The organism is Arthrobacter sp. 260 (genome assembly GCF_013116745.1).
GTDB lineage: Bacteria > Actinomycetota > Actinomycetes > Actinomycetales > Micrococcaceae > Arthrobacter_D.
This window is the reverse complement of sequence record NZ_JABFOE010000001.1, coordinates 80,920-95,482: the sequence shown is the minus strand read 5'-3', so window position 1 is coordinate 95,482 and position 14,563 is coordinate 80,920. Positions and strand designations below refer to the sequence as shown.

Genomic DNA, 14,563 nt, shown 5'->3' with positions numbered 1-14,563 from the left:
CCCGGTCAGAAATCCGGTCAGGCGTAGACGCTGGTCACCGGGAGGGAAGAGTCGGTGGCGAACCCGATCCCGGTAGGCTCCCCACCGTCCATCACTATCTGCGCACCCAGGGCGGCCACCATGGCGCCGTTGTCGGTGCAGAGGGACAGCGGCGGAACGGTGAGCGTGATCCCGGCTGCGGCGCACCGCTGACCGGTCAGGGTCCTCAGCCGTGAGTTGGCGGCCACCCCACCCCCGAGCAGCAGGCTGGTGATCCCGTGCTCGCGGCATGCCAGCACCGCCTTGGAGGTGATCACGTCCACCACCGCCTCCTGGAAGGAGGCCGCGATATCGGCAACGGGGGGCTTAACACCGTCAGCCTCGTACTGCTCGACGCAGCGGGCGACGGCGGTCTTCAGTCCGCTGAACGAGAAGTCATACCGGTGTGGGCCGGGCTGCTCCGCCGTGCCCAGGTACTTGGGTTGGGTGAGGCCGCGGGGGAAGCGGATCGCCTTGGGATCTCCCTCGGCCGCGAGGCGGTCGATCGCCGGACCGCCCGGGTAACCGAGACCGAGGATGCGCGCCACCTTGTCGTACGCCTCCCCTGCGGCGTCATCGATGGTACAGCCCAGCAGCTCGACGTCGGAGGTAAGGCTGTTGACCCGCAGAATTTCCGTGTGGCCACCCGACACCAGCAGCGCGCCGAGGTTCGGTGGCAGTCCCTCCGGGAAGGCCGCGTCCAGCACCCCCACCCCCACGTGCGCAACCAGGTGGTTGACCGCATAGAGGGGCTTCCCGGTGGCCAGGGCCAGCGCCTTGGCAGCGGAGACGCCCACCATCAGCGCACCGGACAGCCCCGGACCGGAGGTCACGGCAATCGCGTCGACGTCCGCGAGGGTGACTGAAGCCTCGGCGAGCGCCTGCCGCAGGGTGGGCACGAAGGCGTCGAGGTGCGCCCGGGAGGCGATCTCAGGGATCACTCCCCCGAACCTGACGTGCTCGTCCATCGAGGAGGACACAGTGTTGGCGAGCAGCTGCGTGCCGCGGACGATTCCGACACCAGTCTCGTCGCAGGAGGACTCGATCCCCAGGACCAGCGGATTGTCACGGTTCACAGGATCAGCCTCATTACCCAGGCGTCGACGCCGTCTCGATAGTACTTCCGGCGGGTGTGGATATGCTCAAACCCGTTGCGCAGGTACAGGTCCTGGGCGCGCGGGTTGTCGGCCCGCACCTCCAGCAGGACCTCGGCGGCGCCCCGCCGGCGCGCCTCGGCGAGCAGTTCGGTCAGCATGGCGCTGCCGATGCCCCGGCCCTCGCACTCGGGGAGCACACCAATTGTCTGGATGTCTGCAGTTGTCGCCACGACCATCACTCCGGCGTAGCCGACCATGCGGCCGTCAACCTCGGCCACGAGGTAGCGGCGGGTGTGGGTCTGGGAAACCTCGTCGAGGAACATTTCCAGCGGCCAAGCGTCCACGGGGAACAGCTCCAGTTCCAGCTGGGCGACGGCCGGCACATCCTCCAGTAGCAGGTCGCGCAGTGAAAAGGTCATGCGGTGGCTCTCTTCCGTGGGCCGGGGACCCGCGCGTCGGACTCCCTGAGGTACAGCGGCGAGGTGTCGAGGAGGTCAAGCCCGGCAGTGAGCCGGCGGTAGGCCGAGCGGCCCAGGGCGGCCGCAGACGGGTGGACGTCGGTGAACCCGTCCACCCCGGCGAGCTCCTCGGGGTAAAGCCCGGCGCCCTTCCCGTAGGCGGGGAGGGACGGCAGCGACGACGGCGCTCCCACTTCGGGGCCGGCCAGCAGGTCCGGGAGGCCGCCGTCGGCGCGGTAGCGAGCCCAGTAGACCTCCTTCCGGCGGGCGTCGGTGGCGACGAGGAACTCACCGGACCCGAGGTGTGCTGCGGCGTCCTCGGCGATCGAGTCGAGGCTCATCACACCGTGGAGGGGCACCTCCCAGACGTAGGCGAGGGTCCGGGCGGTGGCCAGCCCTGCCCGCAGTCCGGTGAAGGGGCCGGGGCCGACCCCCACGACAATCGCGTCCAGGGCTGTTCCGGCGATCCCTTCCCGGGCCAACAGGCCGGCGACGGCGGGGGCCAGGACTTCCGCGTGGCTGCGGGTGTCCTCGGTGGCAAAATTCCCGGTCACGACGCCGTCCCGCACCAGGGCGGCGCTCGCCGCGGCGGAGGTATCGAGGGACAAGATCAGCATCCTGCCAGCCTAATCGAGCAGGCCGACGGCGGGCCGCGTATTCGCCCAGCGCTGACCGAAGGCGGTGATGAGCACCTCGCGGGGTTCGTCGTCGTCGTCGGTCTCCGGCGACGACGAGGGGACTGGCTGCGAGCCCACCGGCCGCTCCAGGCGGATCTCCAGGCGGTTGGCGGCCAGGTGCTCCACCCTCCCGGCGCCCCATTCCACGACGGTGACGCTGGAGTCCATCGTCGATTCCAGGTCGAGGTCGTCAATGTCGGCGGCTGATTCCAGCCGGTAGGCGTCGACGTGCACCAGGGCCGGTCCGCCGGAGAGCGGAGGGTGTACCCGGACCAGCACGAAGGTCGGCGAGATGATGCCGGGGCGGACCCCCAGCCCCCGCCCGAGCCCCTGGGTGAAGGTGGTCTTGCCTGCGCCCAGCCCGCCGGTCAGGATCAGCAGGTCACCTGCGGCGAGGTCACCGCCGAGACCGGCCGCGAAGCGCTGCAGTTCGGCCACCGAGTGGACGGTGAGGGTGCGGGTCCACTGCTGCCCGTCGACGCCGTTACTGGGCTGCACTGGTGTCCGTCCCGTTGAGGTAGGTCCGTTGGACGCGGCCGCTGATCCGGGTCACAACCTCGTAGTTGATGGATCGGCTGGCGTCGGCCCAGTCATCGGCCGACGGTTCGTCGGCGTTGCCGCCGAACAGGACGGCGGGGAGCCCCAGGACGCTCCGCTCAGTTCCGGCGATCCCGGTGGCCTGCAGATCGATCACCAGCTGGTCCATGGCGATCTTTCCCACCACCGGGTAGGTGCGACCGCCCACCAGGACGGGAGCACCGGTCGCCACCCGGGGGACGCCGTCGGCATAGCCCACCGGGATCAGGGCGAGGGTGGTGGGCCGGGTCGTGCGGTAGGTGAGCCCGTAGGAGACCCCCTGTCCGGCCGGGACCTCCTTACAGCTGGCCACCGACGTCACGAAGCGCATGGCCGGGCGCAGGCCGAGCGCTGCGGAGCTCTGACCGTGGAACGGTGACAGTCCGTAGATGCCGAGACCCACCCGCACCAGGTCGAAGTGGGTGTCGGGGCGGGACAGGGCTCCGGGGGTGTTGGCGAGGTGCCGGAGTTCAACGTCGACGCCGGCGTTCTCCGCGGCGGCGACAGCCTCCCGGAACCGGCGGACCTGCTCGTCGGTCTCGTGGCGGTCGGGTTCGTCGGCGACGGCGAGGTGGGAGAAGATTCCGACCACGCGCAGTAGGCCCTCCTCCTGGTACTGCAGGGCAAGGCTGAGCAGCGCCTCCCACTGCTCGGGTGGGCAGCCGTTGCGGCCCAGACCGGTGTCGATCTTCAGGTGGACCCTGGCCGGGCGTTCCTCGCGCCGGGCGGCTGCCGCCAGGTGCCCCAGCTCCCAGCCGGAGACGCCGACGTCGATGCTGTCCCGGATGGCTGCACCGAAGTCGGACTCGACGGTGTGCAGCCAGGCCAGGATGGGGGCGTCGATGCCTGCTTCCCGCAGCCGGAGCGCCTCGGTGATGTGGGCGACCCCCAGCCAGGTGGCACCCGACTGAAGTGCCGCGCGGGCCACAGGGAGCGCCCCGTGCCCGTAACCGTCGGCTTTGACAACCGCCATCACCCGGGCGGGACTGACGACGTCGGCGATGTGCCTGACATTGTGGCGCACCGCTGACAGATCGATCTCCACCCGGCGTTCAACGGGCGGGGGAACAGTAGAGAAACTCACTGGTCCATTCTGTCATTTCTGCTGCGTGCGGAACGCAGCCGGTCCAGCGCGCTGGCCCTGAAGCCCCGGCGGGAAACGCAGGGTCAGGCGTCGGACTGGTGGGCGATGGTCGCCGAGGCGCGCCGGACGGCTCCCGGCGGGACCCCGGCGATCATGTCCTCGAGGAATTCGTAGCGCCGCAGCCATTGTTTCCGCACGTTCTCCCGGGAGGCGCTCATCCGGTGCCACCAGTCGGCGATATCGCCCCAGCCGGGCGCGGCCAGCGATCCTCCGACCTCCTGGACGGAGAGGGCGGCGCACAGGTTCGCGAACCGGAGCCGGTCCGCCAGGGAAAACCCGGCGAGCTCCCCCATCACGAAGGCAGCGCCGAAGCAGTCGCCCGCACCGGTCGGGTCGTATGCCTTCACCGGGAGGGCGGGAACCCACTCCTCCTCACCAGTGATCGAGTCGATGGCGATCGCTCCCTGCTGGCCCACGGTGACCACTGCCACCGGCACCCGGTCGGCGAGCGCGTACAGCGCCGCCCACGGGTCGTCGGTGCGGGTGTACGCCATCGCTTCGATGTCGTTGGGCATGAACGCGTGGAAGTACTGCAGGGTGTCCAGGGCACTGCCCGCCCACTGGCCGGTCGGGTCCCACCCCACATCGCCGAAAAGCCGGGTACCGCTGGCCTGCGCAGCCAGGGCCCAGGGGGCAAGCTCCGGTTCGACGCTGACGACGGCGGCACGGCAGCGTGGGGGCGGGTCGCCGATGAGGTCGGTGGCGGACATCGGTGAAGGATGGCCGTGGGTCACCATCGAGCGATCCCGCTGGACGGACAGTGACACGGTGACCGGCGAGTGCCAGTTCTCGAACGTCCTCGACCGGGACAGGTCAACGTATTCCTGATCGCGGAGGATGCCCTTGTTGTAGTCGCCGTAGCCGTCGTCCCCGAATGCCGCCGACAGGGTGGTGCGCAACCCGAGGCGGCTCGCAGCGATCGCCTGGTTAGCGACACCGCCGGGGCAGGACCCCATCCCGTCCGCCCACACCTCGGTGCCGGGTGACGGCAGGTGTTCGAGGCCCGTGAAAACAATGTCAAGGAACACCGACCCGCTCAGAAGCAGGTCAAACTCCGGGTCGGCCGCGGTGCGGCTATCGGCCAGTGGATCGAAACGATGCGCGGTGCCCATGTACGGCACAATACTCTTAGGCTCACCGCACCCAGCAACCGGAGCGGACCTGGCCTGCCCTGAGGGGAACACCGACAGCGTGGAGGGTCAATGAAACTGGTCATCGTGGGAGGCGGCGGGTTCAGGGTGCCCCTGGTGTACCGGGCCCTGTCAACGGGCCAGTTCGCCGGGCTCATCGACCAGGTGGTGCTGCACGATGCCGAGCCCACCCGGTTGGACGCCATCGCCCGGGTCCTGCACACCATGCCGCTGCCCGCCGGGTCCAGCCGCCCCCACCTCGAGACCGTGACCAGGCTCGACGCGGCGCTGGTGGGGGCGGACGTCGTGTTCTCCGCCATCCGCAGCGGAGGGGCCGCGGGACGCGTGATTGACGAGCGGGTGGCGCTGGCCGAGGGGCTGCTGGGCCAGGAGACGGTCGGTGCGGGCGGTATCTCCTACGCCCTCCGGTCGGTGCCCCAGATGCTCGCGGTGGCCGAGTCCATGCGGCGGGTCTGCCCAGACGCGTGGCTGATCAACTTCACCAACCCGGCGGGGATGGTGACCCGGGCCGTGCAGGGGGTGCTCGGCGACACGGTGATCGGGATCTGCGATTCAGCCTCCGGGCTGGTGTCACGGGCCGCCCACGCGGCGGGGGTGCCACTGAGGGAGGGGTCGCTCGCCGGGGTGGACTACGTGGGGTTGAACCACCTGGGCTGGCTGCGGGGACTGACCTTTGACGGCGCCGACCGGCTGCCGGAGCTCCTGGCCGACCCGCAGCGACTGGCGTCCTTCGAGGAGGGTCGGGTCTTCGGCCCTGACCTGCCGCAGCTCCTGCGGGCCATCCCGAACGAGTACCTGTTCTACTACTACTTCCACCGTGAGGCAGTGCGCTCACTGGCTGGCTCAGCGGAAACGCGGGGCGCGTTCCTGCATCGTCAGCAGGAGGGACTCTACACGGAACTGTTGACCGCCCCTGAGCCCTTTGCGGTGTGGGAGGGGGCACGCCTCGCCCGGGAGGAGGGTTACCTGTCGGAAGCCCGTCCGGACGCCGCAGTGCGGGACGAAGCCGACCTGGCCGGTGGCGGCTACGAGCGGATTGCCCTCGCGGCGATGCGGGCCCTGCTCACTGGACAAACCACCGAGCTGATCGTCAATGTCCGGAACAACGGTGCGCTGCCCTCGCTACCGGCGGACGCCGTCGTCGAGGTCCCGGCCCGCCTGGACCGGACGGGGGCGACGCCGCTGCCCGCCAACCCCCTCGCCCCGCACCAGCTGGGTCTGATGGCGCAGGTGCTGGCCGTCGAGGAAGCGGTGGTGCAGGCGGCGGTGCACGCTGACCGGGACGCCGCCCTGCGGGCGTTCCTGCTGCATCCACTGATCGATTCCGCGCACGCTGCCACCCGGCTGTTGAGGGGCTACGAACGGGAATTCCCCGACCTGGCGGCCTTCTGGGAGTAGCCGCTCTCCCGGCGGGAATCGCGGAAGGTCAGAGGTCGCGGAACATGATGTGCAGCCCGACGAACCCCTCGACCGGGTGCCTGAAGGCTCCGGGGACGGTGGCGAGGATCGTGAAACCGAGTGACTCCCACAGGCGAACCGCCCGGGTGTTGGCCGCCACGACCGCGTTGAACTGCATGGCACGGTACCCCTGCTCACGGGCCTCCGCCAGGACATGCGCGGCCAGTGCCCGGCCGACGCCCCGGCCCCCGGAGTCACCGGCCACCATGAAACTGGCGTTGGCCACATGGGCCCCGCCTCCACCCCGGTTAGCGTGCAGCTGCGCGGTCCCGACGACGGCGCGATGCCCGCCGGCACCGTTGGACGCCTCAGCTCCGGCGAACGCCTCGGCGACGTAAACGCGCATTGTCGGGTCGGCCGGAGCCAGCCACTCGGTCCGTGCCTGGGCCTCCGACAGGCCGGTGTCCCAGCAGTAGGTTTCCCCCGCCCGCGCCACCGGTTCCATGATGGCCCACAGCGCGGGCCAGTCCGCTTCGGTGGCGGGGCGGAGGTGCAGTGCACCCTCGGTGGTCATCAGCGGCGAGCCCTAGGCGTCGAGGGCCTTGGCCCACAGGTTGATGTCCGACTCGACAGCGAACTCGTCGATGCTGGTGAGCTCGTCCTGGCTGAACTCGAGGTTCTTCACGGCGGCAAGGCTGTTCTCGAGCTGCTTCACACTGGACGCCCCGATCAGCGCCGAGGTGATGGCGCTGCCCTTGGACTGCTCCCGCAGGATCCAGGCGATCGCCATCTGGGCGAGCGACTGGCCGCGGCCCTTCGCAATTTCGTTCAGGCCGCGCACCCGGCGCAGGTTGTCTTCCGACAGGTGGTCTTCCGACAGCGACTTGTTGGACGCTGCACGGGAGCCCTCGGGGACGCCGTCGAGGTAGCGGTCGGTCAGGAGCCCCTGGGCCAGGGGCGAGAAAGCGATCGAGCCGACGCCTTCCTGTTCCAGCACCTCGGGGAGGTTGGGGGTACCGTTCTCCACCCACCGGTTCAGCATCGAGTAGGAGGGCTGGTGGATCAGCAGCGGCGTGCCGAGGTCCCGCAGGATCGCCGCAGCCTCGGCCGTCTTCTCCGGCGAGTAGGAGGAGATGCCCGCGTACAGGGCCCGCCCGGACCGGACGGCGGTGTCGAGGGCGCCCATGGTCTCCTCGAGCGGCGTGTTGGGGTCGGGGCGGTGGCTATAGAAGATGTCCACGTAGTCCAGGCCCATCCGGTTCAGGGACTGGTCCAGGCTCGCGAGCAGGTACTTGCGTGAACCCCATTCGCCGTACGGGCCGGGCCACATGTCGTAGCCGGCCTTGGACGAGATGACCAGTTCGTCGCGGAACGGTGCGAAGTCGTCCTTGAGGTGGCGGCCGAAGTTGGTTTCGGCGCTGCCCGCTGGCGGCCCGTAGTTGTTGGCCAGGTCGAAGTGGGTGACCCCCAGATCGAAGGCGCGGCGCAGGATGGCGCGCTGGTCAGCGAACGGCTTGTCATCCCCAAAGTTGTGCCATAGGCCCAGCGACACCGCGGGCAGCTGCAGGCCGCTGCGGCCCACCCTGCGGTAGGGCATGGAATCGTACCGGTCATCGGCGGGGTGATACGTCATGAGAGTCTCCTGGTTCTGGGGAAAACGGGGCGGTGGGCACTAGCTGAGAGGACTCAGCCGAGGATCGCTGACCCGCGGGCGGGCAGGGTAAGTCGACCGTCGGCCAGCGCTTCGCCCGAAACGGTGGACAGCAGCACCTGCGCCGCATCGACGGGGACAGTGCGTTCCTCATCGGCAAGATTGACGACGACGACTGTCCCCCCACGGCGCAGCGCCAACCACTTCTCGGGTTCGCTGAACTCGACCGACACGGCGGTGAAGTCCGGGTTCATCAGGTCGGGGGTGTCCCGGCGCAGCCGGATCAGGCGGCGGTACAGGTCCAGCAGACGGGCGTGGTCTCCGGTCTGCGCCTCCGCCCAGTCAAGCTTCGCGGAGGCGAAGGTGGCGGGGTCCTGGGGGTTGGGCACCGTGTCGGCGTCCCAGCCCATCCGTTCGAACTCGCGGAGGCGTCCTTCGGCGGTGGCCTTGCCCAGTTCCGGTTCGGGGTGGGAGGTGAAGAACGGCCAGGGGGTGGACGCCCCGTACTCCTCGCCCATGAACAGCATGGGGGTGTAGGGGCCGGCGAGGTTCAGGACCGCCGCCTGCGCCAGCTGGGCATAGCCCACCGTGGCGCCCATCCGGTCGCCGGCCGCCCGGTTGCCGATCTGGTCGTGGTTCTGGGTGCAGACCACCAGTTGGTGGGTGGACACCTGGGCCGGATCGATGGGCCGTCCGTGACCGCGTTCCCTGAACGAGGAGTAGGTTCCGTTGTGGAAGAACCCGTGTTCGAGCACCTTCGCCAGGGCGGCAACGGAGTCGAAGTCCTCGTAGTAGCCGTCGGTTTCACCGGTGACGTTGACGTGGACGGCGTGATGGAAGTCGTCGCTCCACTGGCCGGCGAGCCCGTAACCACCGCTGGTCCGTGAGGTGATCAGCCGCGGATTGTTCAGGTCGGATTCGGCGATCAGAAACAGGGGCTTGCCCAGTTCCTGGGCGCAGGCGTCAGTTTCGGCAGCGAATTCCTCAAGAATGTGGACGGCACGCTCGTCGTGCAGTGCGTGCACTGCGTCCAGGCGCAGGCCGTCGACGTGGAAGTCCCTGAAGAACATCGCGATGTTGTCGAGCACGTAGCGGCGGACCTCGTCGGACTGTGGTCCGTCGAGGTTGAGGGAATCGCCCCAGGTGTTGGCCTTGCCCTCGGTGAGGTAGGGCGCGAACTGGCCCAGATAGTTGCCGCTGGGTCCCAGGTGGTTGTGCACCACATCCTGGATGACGCCGAGGCCGCGCTGGTGGGCTGCGTCGACGAACCGCTGGTATGCGGCGGGTCCCCCGTAGGTTTCCTGGATGGCGTACCAGAGGACGCCGTCGTAACCCCAGTTGTGGGTGCCGTTGAACGCGTTGACCGGGAGCAGCTCAACGTGCTGCACACCCAGGTCCACCAGGTAGTCCAGCTTCGCGATGGCCGCGTCGAAGGTGCCCTCGGGGGTGAAGGTCCCGATGTGCAGTTCGTAGATTGCCCCGCCGGCCAGGCCGGGTGAGACCCAGGAGCTGTCCTGCCAGGTGTGGGCGCCGGCATCAAAGGTCCGGGAGAGCCCGTGCACGCCGTCAGGCTGGCGGCGTGAGCGGGGATCCGGGATCGGCGACTCGGCGCCATCCACCAGGTACCCGTAGTCAATGTCCCCGGTGACTGCGGGTGCCGTGTCGGCGGTCCACCAACCGTCGTCGCCTCTGGTCATGGTGGTGGTGGAGCCTCCCGCCAGCAGCGAAAGGGTTGTGGCCTTGGGGGCCCAGACGTCGAAGGGTTTCCTCATGATGCGTCCTCCCGGATCAGCAGTGCTACAGGGTAGGTCTCAAAGATGGTTTCGGCAGGCACGGCGCCCCCGGAGAAGGTTGACCCGGTGATGGCGCAGCTGTACTGGCCCTCCGGGAGGACGATGGTGGTGTCCTGCCAGCCGCCACGCCGCTGGAGCCCCAGCGGGAGCCGGGTGAGAAGGGTGATGGCTCCCCCACGGTCGAAGCCGAAGACATGATCGGCTGCCGCACCCGCTGCCGGAACGGCCGTGTAGCCGTCGAAGAGTTCCGGCCGGTCACGGCGGAGCTTCAGTGCGCGGGACACGACCAGCAGCTTGGCGACCGCGCCGTCGTCAACGGCGGGCAGCGCACCGAAGGCGAGGTCCACGAGGGACTGCTTCCGCGCGTCGTAGTCCACCGGGCGGCGGTTGTCCGGGTCCACCAGGGAGTCTTCCCAGAATTCGGAGCCCTGGTATACGTCGGGGACACCTGGCATGGTCAGCTGCAGAAGCTTGGCGCCGAGAGAGTTGGACCAGCCGTAACCCTTGATCCTGTCCACCAGGTCGGTGACCAGCGCGTTGACCGCGGGGGTGTCGTAGGCAGCGTCCACTGCGGCGTGCATGCGGTCTTCGAAGGCCTCGTTCGGCGCGGTCCAGTGGGTGCTGGAATCCGCCTCGCGGGATGCCTTCTCCACGTAGGCGTGCGCCCGCTCGCGGCTCAGCGGCCAGGCGCCAACCATGGCCTGCCACAGCAGTGAGGAGAACGCCGGGTCGCCGACAGGTGCCGCGTCGTCGAGCTGACCGAGCACGGCCGCCCACTCGTCGGCCATTTCGGACAGGACGCTGATCCTGGCCCGGGTGTCCTCGCTGCGTTTGGTGTCGTGGGTGCTGAGCGCCGTCATCGAGAGCGGGTTGTCGCGCTGGCGCCGGAGGAGACGGTTGTGCATCTCGACCCGGTCGATGGAGAAGATTGACGGGTCAGCGCCCACCTCGTTGAGCGAGGTCAGCCGGTTGTACCGGTAGAACGCCGTGTCTTCGACGCCCTTGGCCATCACCATGCCCGAGGTCTGCTGGAACCGGATGGCCAGCTCGGTCATGGGGTTGTCAGACCCTGCGGCGTCGGGCTCAGCGAGGTAGGGGTTGAGCAGGGGGTGCAGCGCCTTCAGGGTGTCGGCGAGATCCGGCCGGCGCACCTGGGCGGCGATGACCGCGTCGTCGAGGTAATCCGCCCCGCCCGGAAGGTAGCTCCGGTAGACCGGGAAGCACGCGAGCAGTTCGGCGATGGCGTCGGCAGCCTGTTCCGGGTCCAGGCCGGCGTCGGCGGGTACCAGCCGGGTGAGCCGCAGTACCTCGGACCGGAGGATGCCATCGGCGATCCCGCGCTTGGTGCCGTGGATCATCGAGTGGAAGTCCTCGGCTGGTGCTACCCGCTCCAGGGCGCCCTGTCCTGCAGGGTCAACGAACAGGCGGTCAATGTCGGCAAGTGCGTCGTAGCCGGTGGTGCCTTCGCTGGCCCAGTCGGCCGGGAGGGTTTCCCCCGGCTCGAGGATCTTTTCCACGAGCACGTAGGCGCCACCGGTGAGCTCACGCAGCCGGTCGAGGTAGCCGGCCGGGTCGGCGAGTCCGTCCGGGTGGTCGATCCGGAGGCCGTCCACGAGGGACTCCTCGAACCAGGTCCGGATTTCGCTGTGCGACTCGTCAAACACCTTCGGTACTTCAACACGCAGGCCGGCCAGGGTGTTCACGCCGAAGAAGCGGCGGTAGTTCAGTTCGCTGTCCGCCCGGCGCCAGTTCACCAGCTCGTAGTGCTGGCGGGCGTGCACCGCCTGAGCGGTGTCGCCGGTTTCGTAGCTGCCGTCGGCGATCGGGAACCGGTGGTCGTAGTAGCGCAGCTCCCCGCCGTCGAGCTCCAGGGCGGCGAGCTCGTCCTCGCCGTCGCCGAGCACCGGCAGGCGGATCTTCCCGCCCGCGGCGTCCCAGTCGACGTCGAACGCCTCGGCGTTGGGCGAATCCTGTCCGCCCTTGAGCAGTGACGACCACCAGGGGTTCTGGGCGGGGGTCTGCACTCCCAGGTGGTTGGGCACAATATCCACCAATACGCCCAGTCCCGCGGCGTGCGCGGCGTCCGAGAGCGCCACGAACGCGTCGCGCCCGCCGCGCTCCGGATCGACGGCGGTGGGGTTGGTGACGTCGTAGCCGTGTCCTGATCCCTGTTCAGCGGTCAGTACTGGAGAGAGATATACCCAGTCCACGCCAAGATCCCGCAGGTAGGGCACCACCGCGGCGGCATCCCTGAGATCGAACTCGGATCGGATCTGCAACCGGTAGGTCGACTTCGGGGTCCTCATGCATGTACTCCTGAACTGGGATGCTGCGGTTGTGCGGGGTGAGCCGGCTGACCCCGGCCGGGGCCAGGGTCAGCCGGATGGATACGTCGGCCGGCAGTGGTTAGGCGCCGCCGGGCTGGTGCGCGTTGGCCAGGGCGGCCAGTGACGCGGCCACCGAGTGATCCAGATCCTCGGTTTCGGCGTGGGCCCGGAGGACCACCATCGACTTGGCCTCCAGGGTGAGTGTCGCCGCCGCGGGGATGGCTTCCGAGTCCGCGAACTTGCCGGCGGTGTCAATCACTTCGTCCCAGGCCGGAGCGTACTCCTGCGGTGGGACAGTGAAGTCGACCGGCTCGTCGCTGGCGTTGAAGAACAGGAGGAAGTTCTGGTCGGTGATCCGCTGGCCGCGGGCGTCCCGTCCGGAAATGCCCTGCCCGTTCAGGAACACACCGATGGAACGGCCGAAGCCGGTGTCCCAATCCTCCGGCGCCATGACAGTGCCGTCAGTCCCCAGCCAAACGATGTCCGGCAGGGCCTCACCCTCGCCCCGTCGCACGGGCCGGCCGTCGAAGAACCGGCGACGGCGGAACGTGGGGTGCTCCGACCGGAGCCGGTTCACTGCGGCGGTGAATTCGAGCAGCGGCTGATCCATCTGGTCCCAGTGGATCCAGCTGATCTCGGAATCCTGGGCGTACGTGTTGTTGTTGCCCTGCTGGGTGCGGCCCAGCTCGTCGCCGTGCAGCAGCATCGGCACACCCTGCGACAGCAGAAGGGTGGCAATGAAGTTGCGCTGCTGACGGACCCGGAGGGTGTTGACCTCGGGGTTGTCGGTGGGGCCCTCCTCGCCACTGTTCCAGGACCGGTTGTGGGTTTCGCCGTCGTTGTTGTCTTCACCGTTGGCGTCATTGTGCTTCTCGTTGTAGGACACGAGGTCGCGGATGGTGAAGCCGTCGTGGGCGGTGACAAAGTTGATCGACGCGACTGGCCGACGTGCTGACTGCTCGTAGAGGTCGGCTGAACCGGTCAGGCGTGAGGCGAACTCGCCCAGCGTGGACGGCTCTCCGCGCCAGAAGTCGCGCACCGTGTCGCGGTACTTGCCGTTCCATTCGGTCCACTGCGGCGGGAAGTTGCCCACCTGGTAACCGCCGGGTCCCACGTCCCACGGCTCGGCGATGAGCTTGACCTGCGAGACCACTGGGTCCTGCTGGACCAGTTCGAAGAACGCTGACAGGCGGTCGACGTCGTAGAACTCGCGGGCCAGGGTGGAGGCCAGGTCGAAGCGGAACCCGTCCACGTGCATTTCGGTGACCCAGTAGCGCAGGGAGTCCATCAGCAGCTGCAGGGAGTGCGGGTTGCCCACGTTCAACGAGTTGCCGGTGCCGGTGTAGTCCATGTAGTACTTCTTGTCGTCTTCGACAAGCCGGTAGTACGCCGAGTTGTCAATGCCGCGCATCGACAGGGTGGGGCCCATGTGGTTGCCCTCGGCGGTGTGGTTGTAGACGACGTCGAGGATCACTTCGATGCCTGCGAGGTGGAGTTCACGCACCATCGCCTTGAATTCCTGGACCTGCTCGCCGGTGTCGCCGGCGGAGCCGTAGGTGTTGTGCGGTGCGAAGAACCCGATGGTGTTGTAGCCCCAGTAGTTGGTGAGGCCTTTCTCCTGCAGGGTGCTGTCGTTGACGAACTGGTGCACGGGCATCAGTTCGATGGCGGTGATCCCGAGCTTCTGCAGGTGGGAGATGACCGCGGGGTGGGCAACGCCGGCGTAGGTGCCGCGCTGCTCCTCCGGGACCTCGGGGTGCAGCTGGGTGAGGCCCTTCACATGGGCTTCGTAGATGACTGACTGGTGGTACGGGATCCGTGGCTTGCGGTCGCCGTCCCAGTCGAAGAACGGGTTCACGACGACGCCGAGCATCATGTGGGGTGCCGAGTCATCGTTGTTGATTGAGTTTTCATCACCGAAGTTGTAGCCGAAGAGCGCCGGATCCCAGTCGATCTGCCCGTGCACTGCCTTGGCGTAGGGGTCCAGGAGCAGTTTGTTCGGGTTGCAGCGGTGGCCTTCCTCCGGTGCATTGGGGCCGTGGACACGGTAGCCATACTTCTGCCCTGGAACAATGTGCGGCAGGTACCCGTGCCAGACGTAGCCGTCCACCTCGTGGAGTTCGACGCGGGTTTCGGTGCCGTCGTCGTCGAGCAGGCAGAGCTCCACCTTGTCAGCGATCTCGCTGTACAGCGCAAAGTTGGTGCCGGTGCCATCATAGGTGGCGCCCAAAGGGTACGCTTCGCCGGGCCAGAGTTCCATGTGTTCTCCTGAA

At 68.3% G+C, this 14,563-nt stretch carries 12 protein-coding genes; 1 reads left to right on the top strand and 11 read right to left on the bottom strand.

The annotated features are described in order from the left end of the window. Positions 1-17: 17 nt before the first annotated feature. From tsaD to HMI57_RS00465, 6 genes are all read right to left on the bottom strand, one after another. Positions 18-1,094, bottom strand: a complete 1,077-nt coding sequence (gene tsaD, locus HMI57_RS00490; RefSeq protein ID WP_171583951.1) for a tRNA (adenosine(37)-N6)-threonylcarbamoyltransferase complex transferase subunit TsaD — start codon at positions 1,092-1,094, stop codon at positions 18-20. Next, positions 1,091-1,534 (bottom strand): ribosomal protein S18-alanine N-acetyltransferase, encoded by a 444-nt coding sequence (rimI, locus tag HMI57_RS00485; protein WP_171583950.1) that lies wholly within the window; start codon positions 1,532-1,534, stop codon positions 1,091-1,093. Before rimI ends, tsaD begins: the two co-directional genes overlap by 4 nt. Beyond that, positions 1,531-2,190, bottom strand: coding sequence for a tRNA (adenosine(37)-N6)-threonylcarbamoyltransferase complex dimerization subunit type 1 TsaB (tsaB, locus tag HMI57_RS00480; RefSeq protein ID WP_171583949.1), 660 nt, complete (start codon positions 2,188-2,190; stop codon positions 1,531-1,533). The genes rimI and tsaB overlap by 4 nt, the downstream gene beginning before the upstream one ends. A 9-nt stretch (positions 2,191-2,199) precedes the next feature. Then, positions 2,200-2,688 (bottom strand): tRNA (adenosine(37)-N6)-threonylcarbamoyltransferase complex ATPase subunit type 1 TsaE, encoded by a 489-nt coding sequence (gene tsaE, locus HMI57_RS00475; RefSeq protein ID WP_318779125.1) that lies wholly within the window; start codon positions 2,686-2,688, stop codon positions 2,200-2,202. 46 nt (positions 2,689-2,734) lie between these two features. Beyond that, positions 2,735-3,910: an alanine racemase gene (alr, locus tag HMI57_RS00470; RefSeq protein WP_171583947.1), complete on the bottom strand. Its 1,176-nt coding sequence runs from the start codon at positions 3,908-3,910 to the stop codon at positions 2,735-2,737. A gap of 83 nt (positions 3,911-3,993) precedes the next feature. Next, the gene (locus HMI57_RS00465; protein WP_171583946.1) at positions 3,994-5,082 is read right to left on the bottom strand and encodes a carbohydrate kinase family protein; all 1,089 of its coding nucleotides are present in this window, start codon (positions 5,080-5,082) and stop codon (positions 3,994-3,996) included. A 90-nt stretch (positions 5,083-5,172) separates the two neighbouring features. Between HMI57_RS00465 and HMI57_RS00460 the strand changes: the two genes are divergently transcribed. Further along, entirely contained in the window at positions 5,173-6,519 is a 1,347-nt protein-coding gene (locus tag HMI57_RS00460; RefSeq protein WP_171583945.1) for a 6-phospho-beta-glucosidase, read from the top strand. Positions 6,520-6,547: 28 nt separating this feature from the next. Here HMI57_RS00460 and HMI57_RS00455 read toward each other — a convergent pair whose 3' ends face one another. From HMI57_RS00455 to glgX, 5 genes are all read right to left on the bottom strand, one after another. Then, positions 6,548-7,093: a GNAT family N-acetyltransferase gene (locus HMI57_RS00455; RefSeq protein ID WP_171583944.1), complete on the bottom strand. Its 546-nt coding sequence runs from the start codon at positions 7,091-7,093 to the stop codon at positions 6,548-6,550. Between the two features lie 12 nt (positions 7,094-7,105). Then, a complete protein-coding gene (gene mgrA, locus HMI57_RS00450; RefSeq protein WP_171583943.1) occupies positions 7,106-8,152 on the bottom strand; it encodes an L-glyceraldehyde 3-phosphate reductase in 1,047 nt (348 codons plus the stop codon). Between the two features lie 53 nt (positions 8,153-8,205). Beyond that, a complete protein-coding gene (gene treZ, locus HMI57_RS00445) occupies positions 8,206-9,942 on the bottom strand; it encodes a malto-oligosyltrehalose trehalohydrolase (RefSeq protein ID WP_171583942.1) in 1,737 nt (578 codons plus the stop codon). Further along, entirely contained in the window at positions 9,939-12,269 is a 2,331-nt protein-coding gene (gene treY / locus HMI57_RS00440; RefSeq protein WP_171583941.1) for a malto-oligosyltrehalose synthase, read from the bottom strand. The genes treZ and treY overlap by 4 nt, the downstream gene beginning before the upstream one ends. Positions 12,270-12,369: 100 nt before the next feature. Continuing rightward, complete coding sequence (gene glgX, locus HMI57_RS00435; protein WP_171583940.1) at positions 12,370-14,550, bottom strand: glycogen debranching protein GlgX; 2,181 nt, start codon at positions 14,548-14,550, stop codon at positions 12,370-12,372. Between the last annotated feature and the right edge of the window lie 13 nt (positions 14,551-14,563).

Bases quoted from the DNA above. Each gene is read 5' to 3' on its own strand.
- rimI (WP_171583950.1), bottom strand. From the start codon at position 1,534: ATGACCTTTTCACTGCGCGACCTGCTACTGGAGGATGTGCCGGCCGTC.
- tsaB (WP_171583949.1), bottom strand. From the start codon at position 2,190: ATGCTGATCTTGTCCCTCGATACCTCCGCCGCGGCGAGCGCCGCCCTG.
- HMI57_RS00465 (WP_171583946.1), bottom strand. From the start codon at position 5,082: ATGGGCACCGCGCATCGTTTCGATCCACTGGCCGATAGCCGCACCGCG.
- HMI57_RS00460 (WP_171583945.1), top strand. From the start codon at position 5,173: ATGAAACTGGTCATCGTGGGAGGCGGCGGGTTCAGGGTGCCCCTGGTG.
- HMI57_RS00455 (WP_171583944.1), bottom strand. From the start codon at position 7,093: ATGACCACCGAGGGTGCACTGCACCTCCGCCCCGCCACCGAAGCGGAC.
- mgrA (WP_171583943.1), bottom strand. From the start codon at position 8,152: ATGACGTATCACCCCGCCGATGACCGGTACGATTCCATGCCCTACCGC.
- treZ (WP_171583942.1), bottom strand. From the start codon at position 9,942: ATGAGGAAACCCTTCGACGTCTGGGCCCCCAAGGCCACAACCCTTTCG.
- treY (WP_171583941.1), bottom strand. From the start codon at position 12,269: ATGAGGACCCCGAAGTCGACCTACCGGTTGCAGATCCGATCCGAGTTC.
- glgX (WP_171583940.1), bottom strand. From the start codon at position 14,550: ATGGAACTCTGGCCCGGCGAAGCGTACCCTTTGGGCGCCACCTATGAT.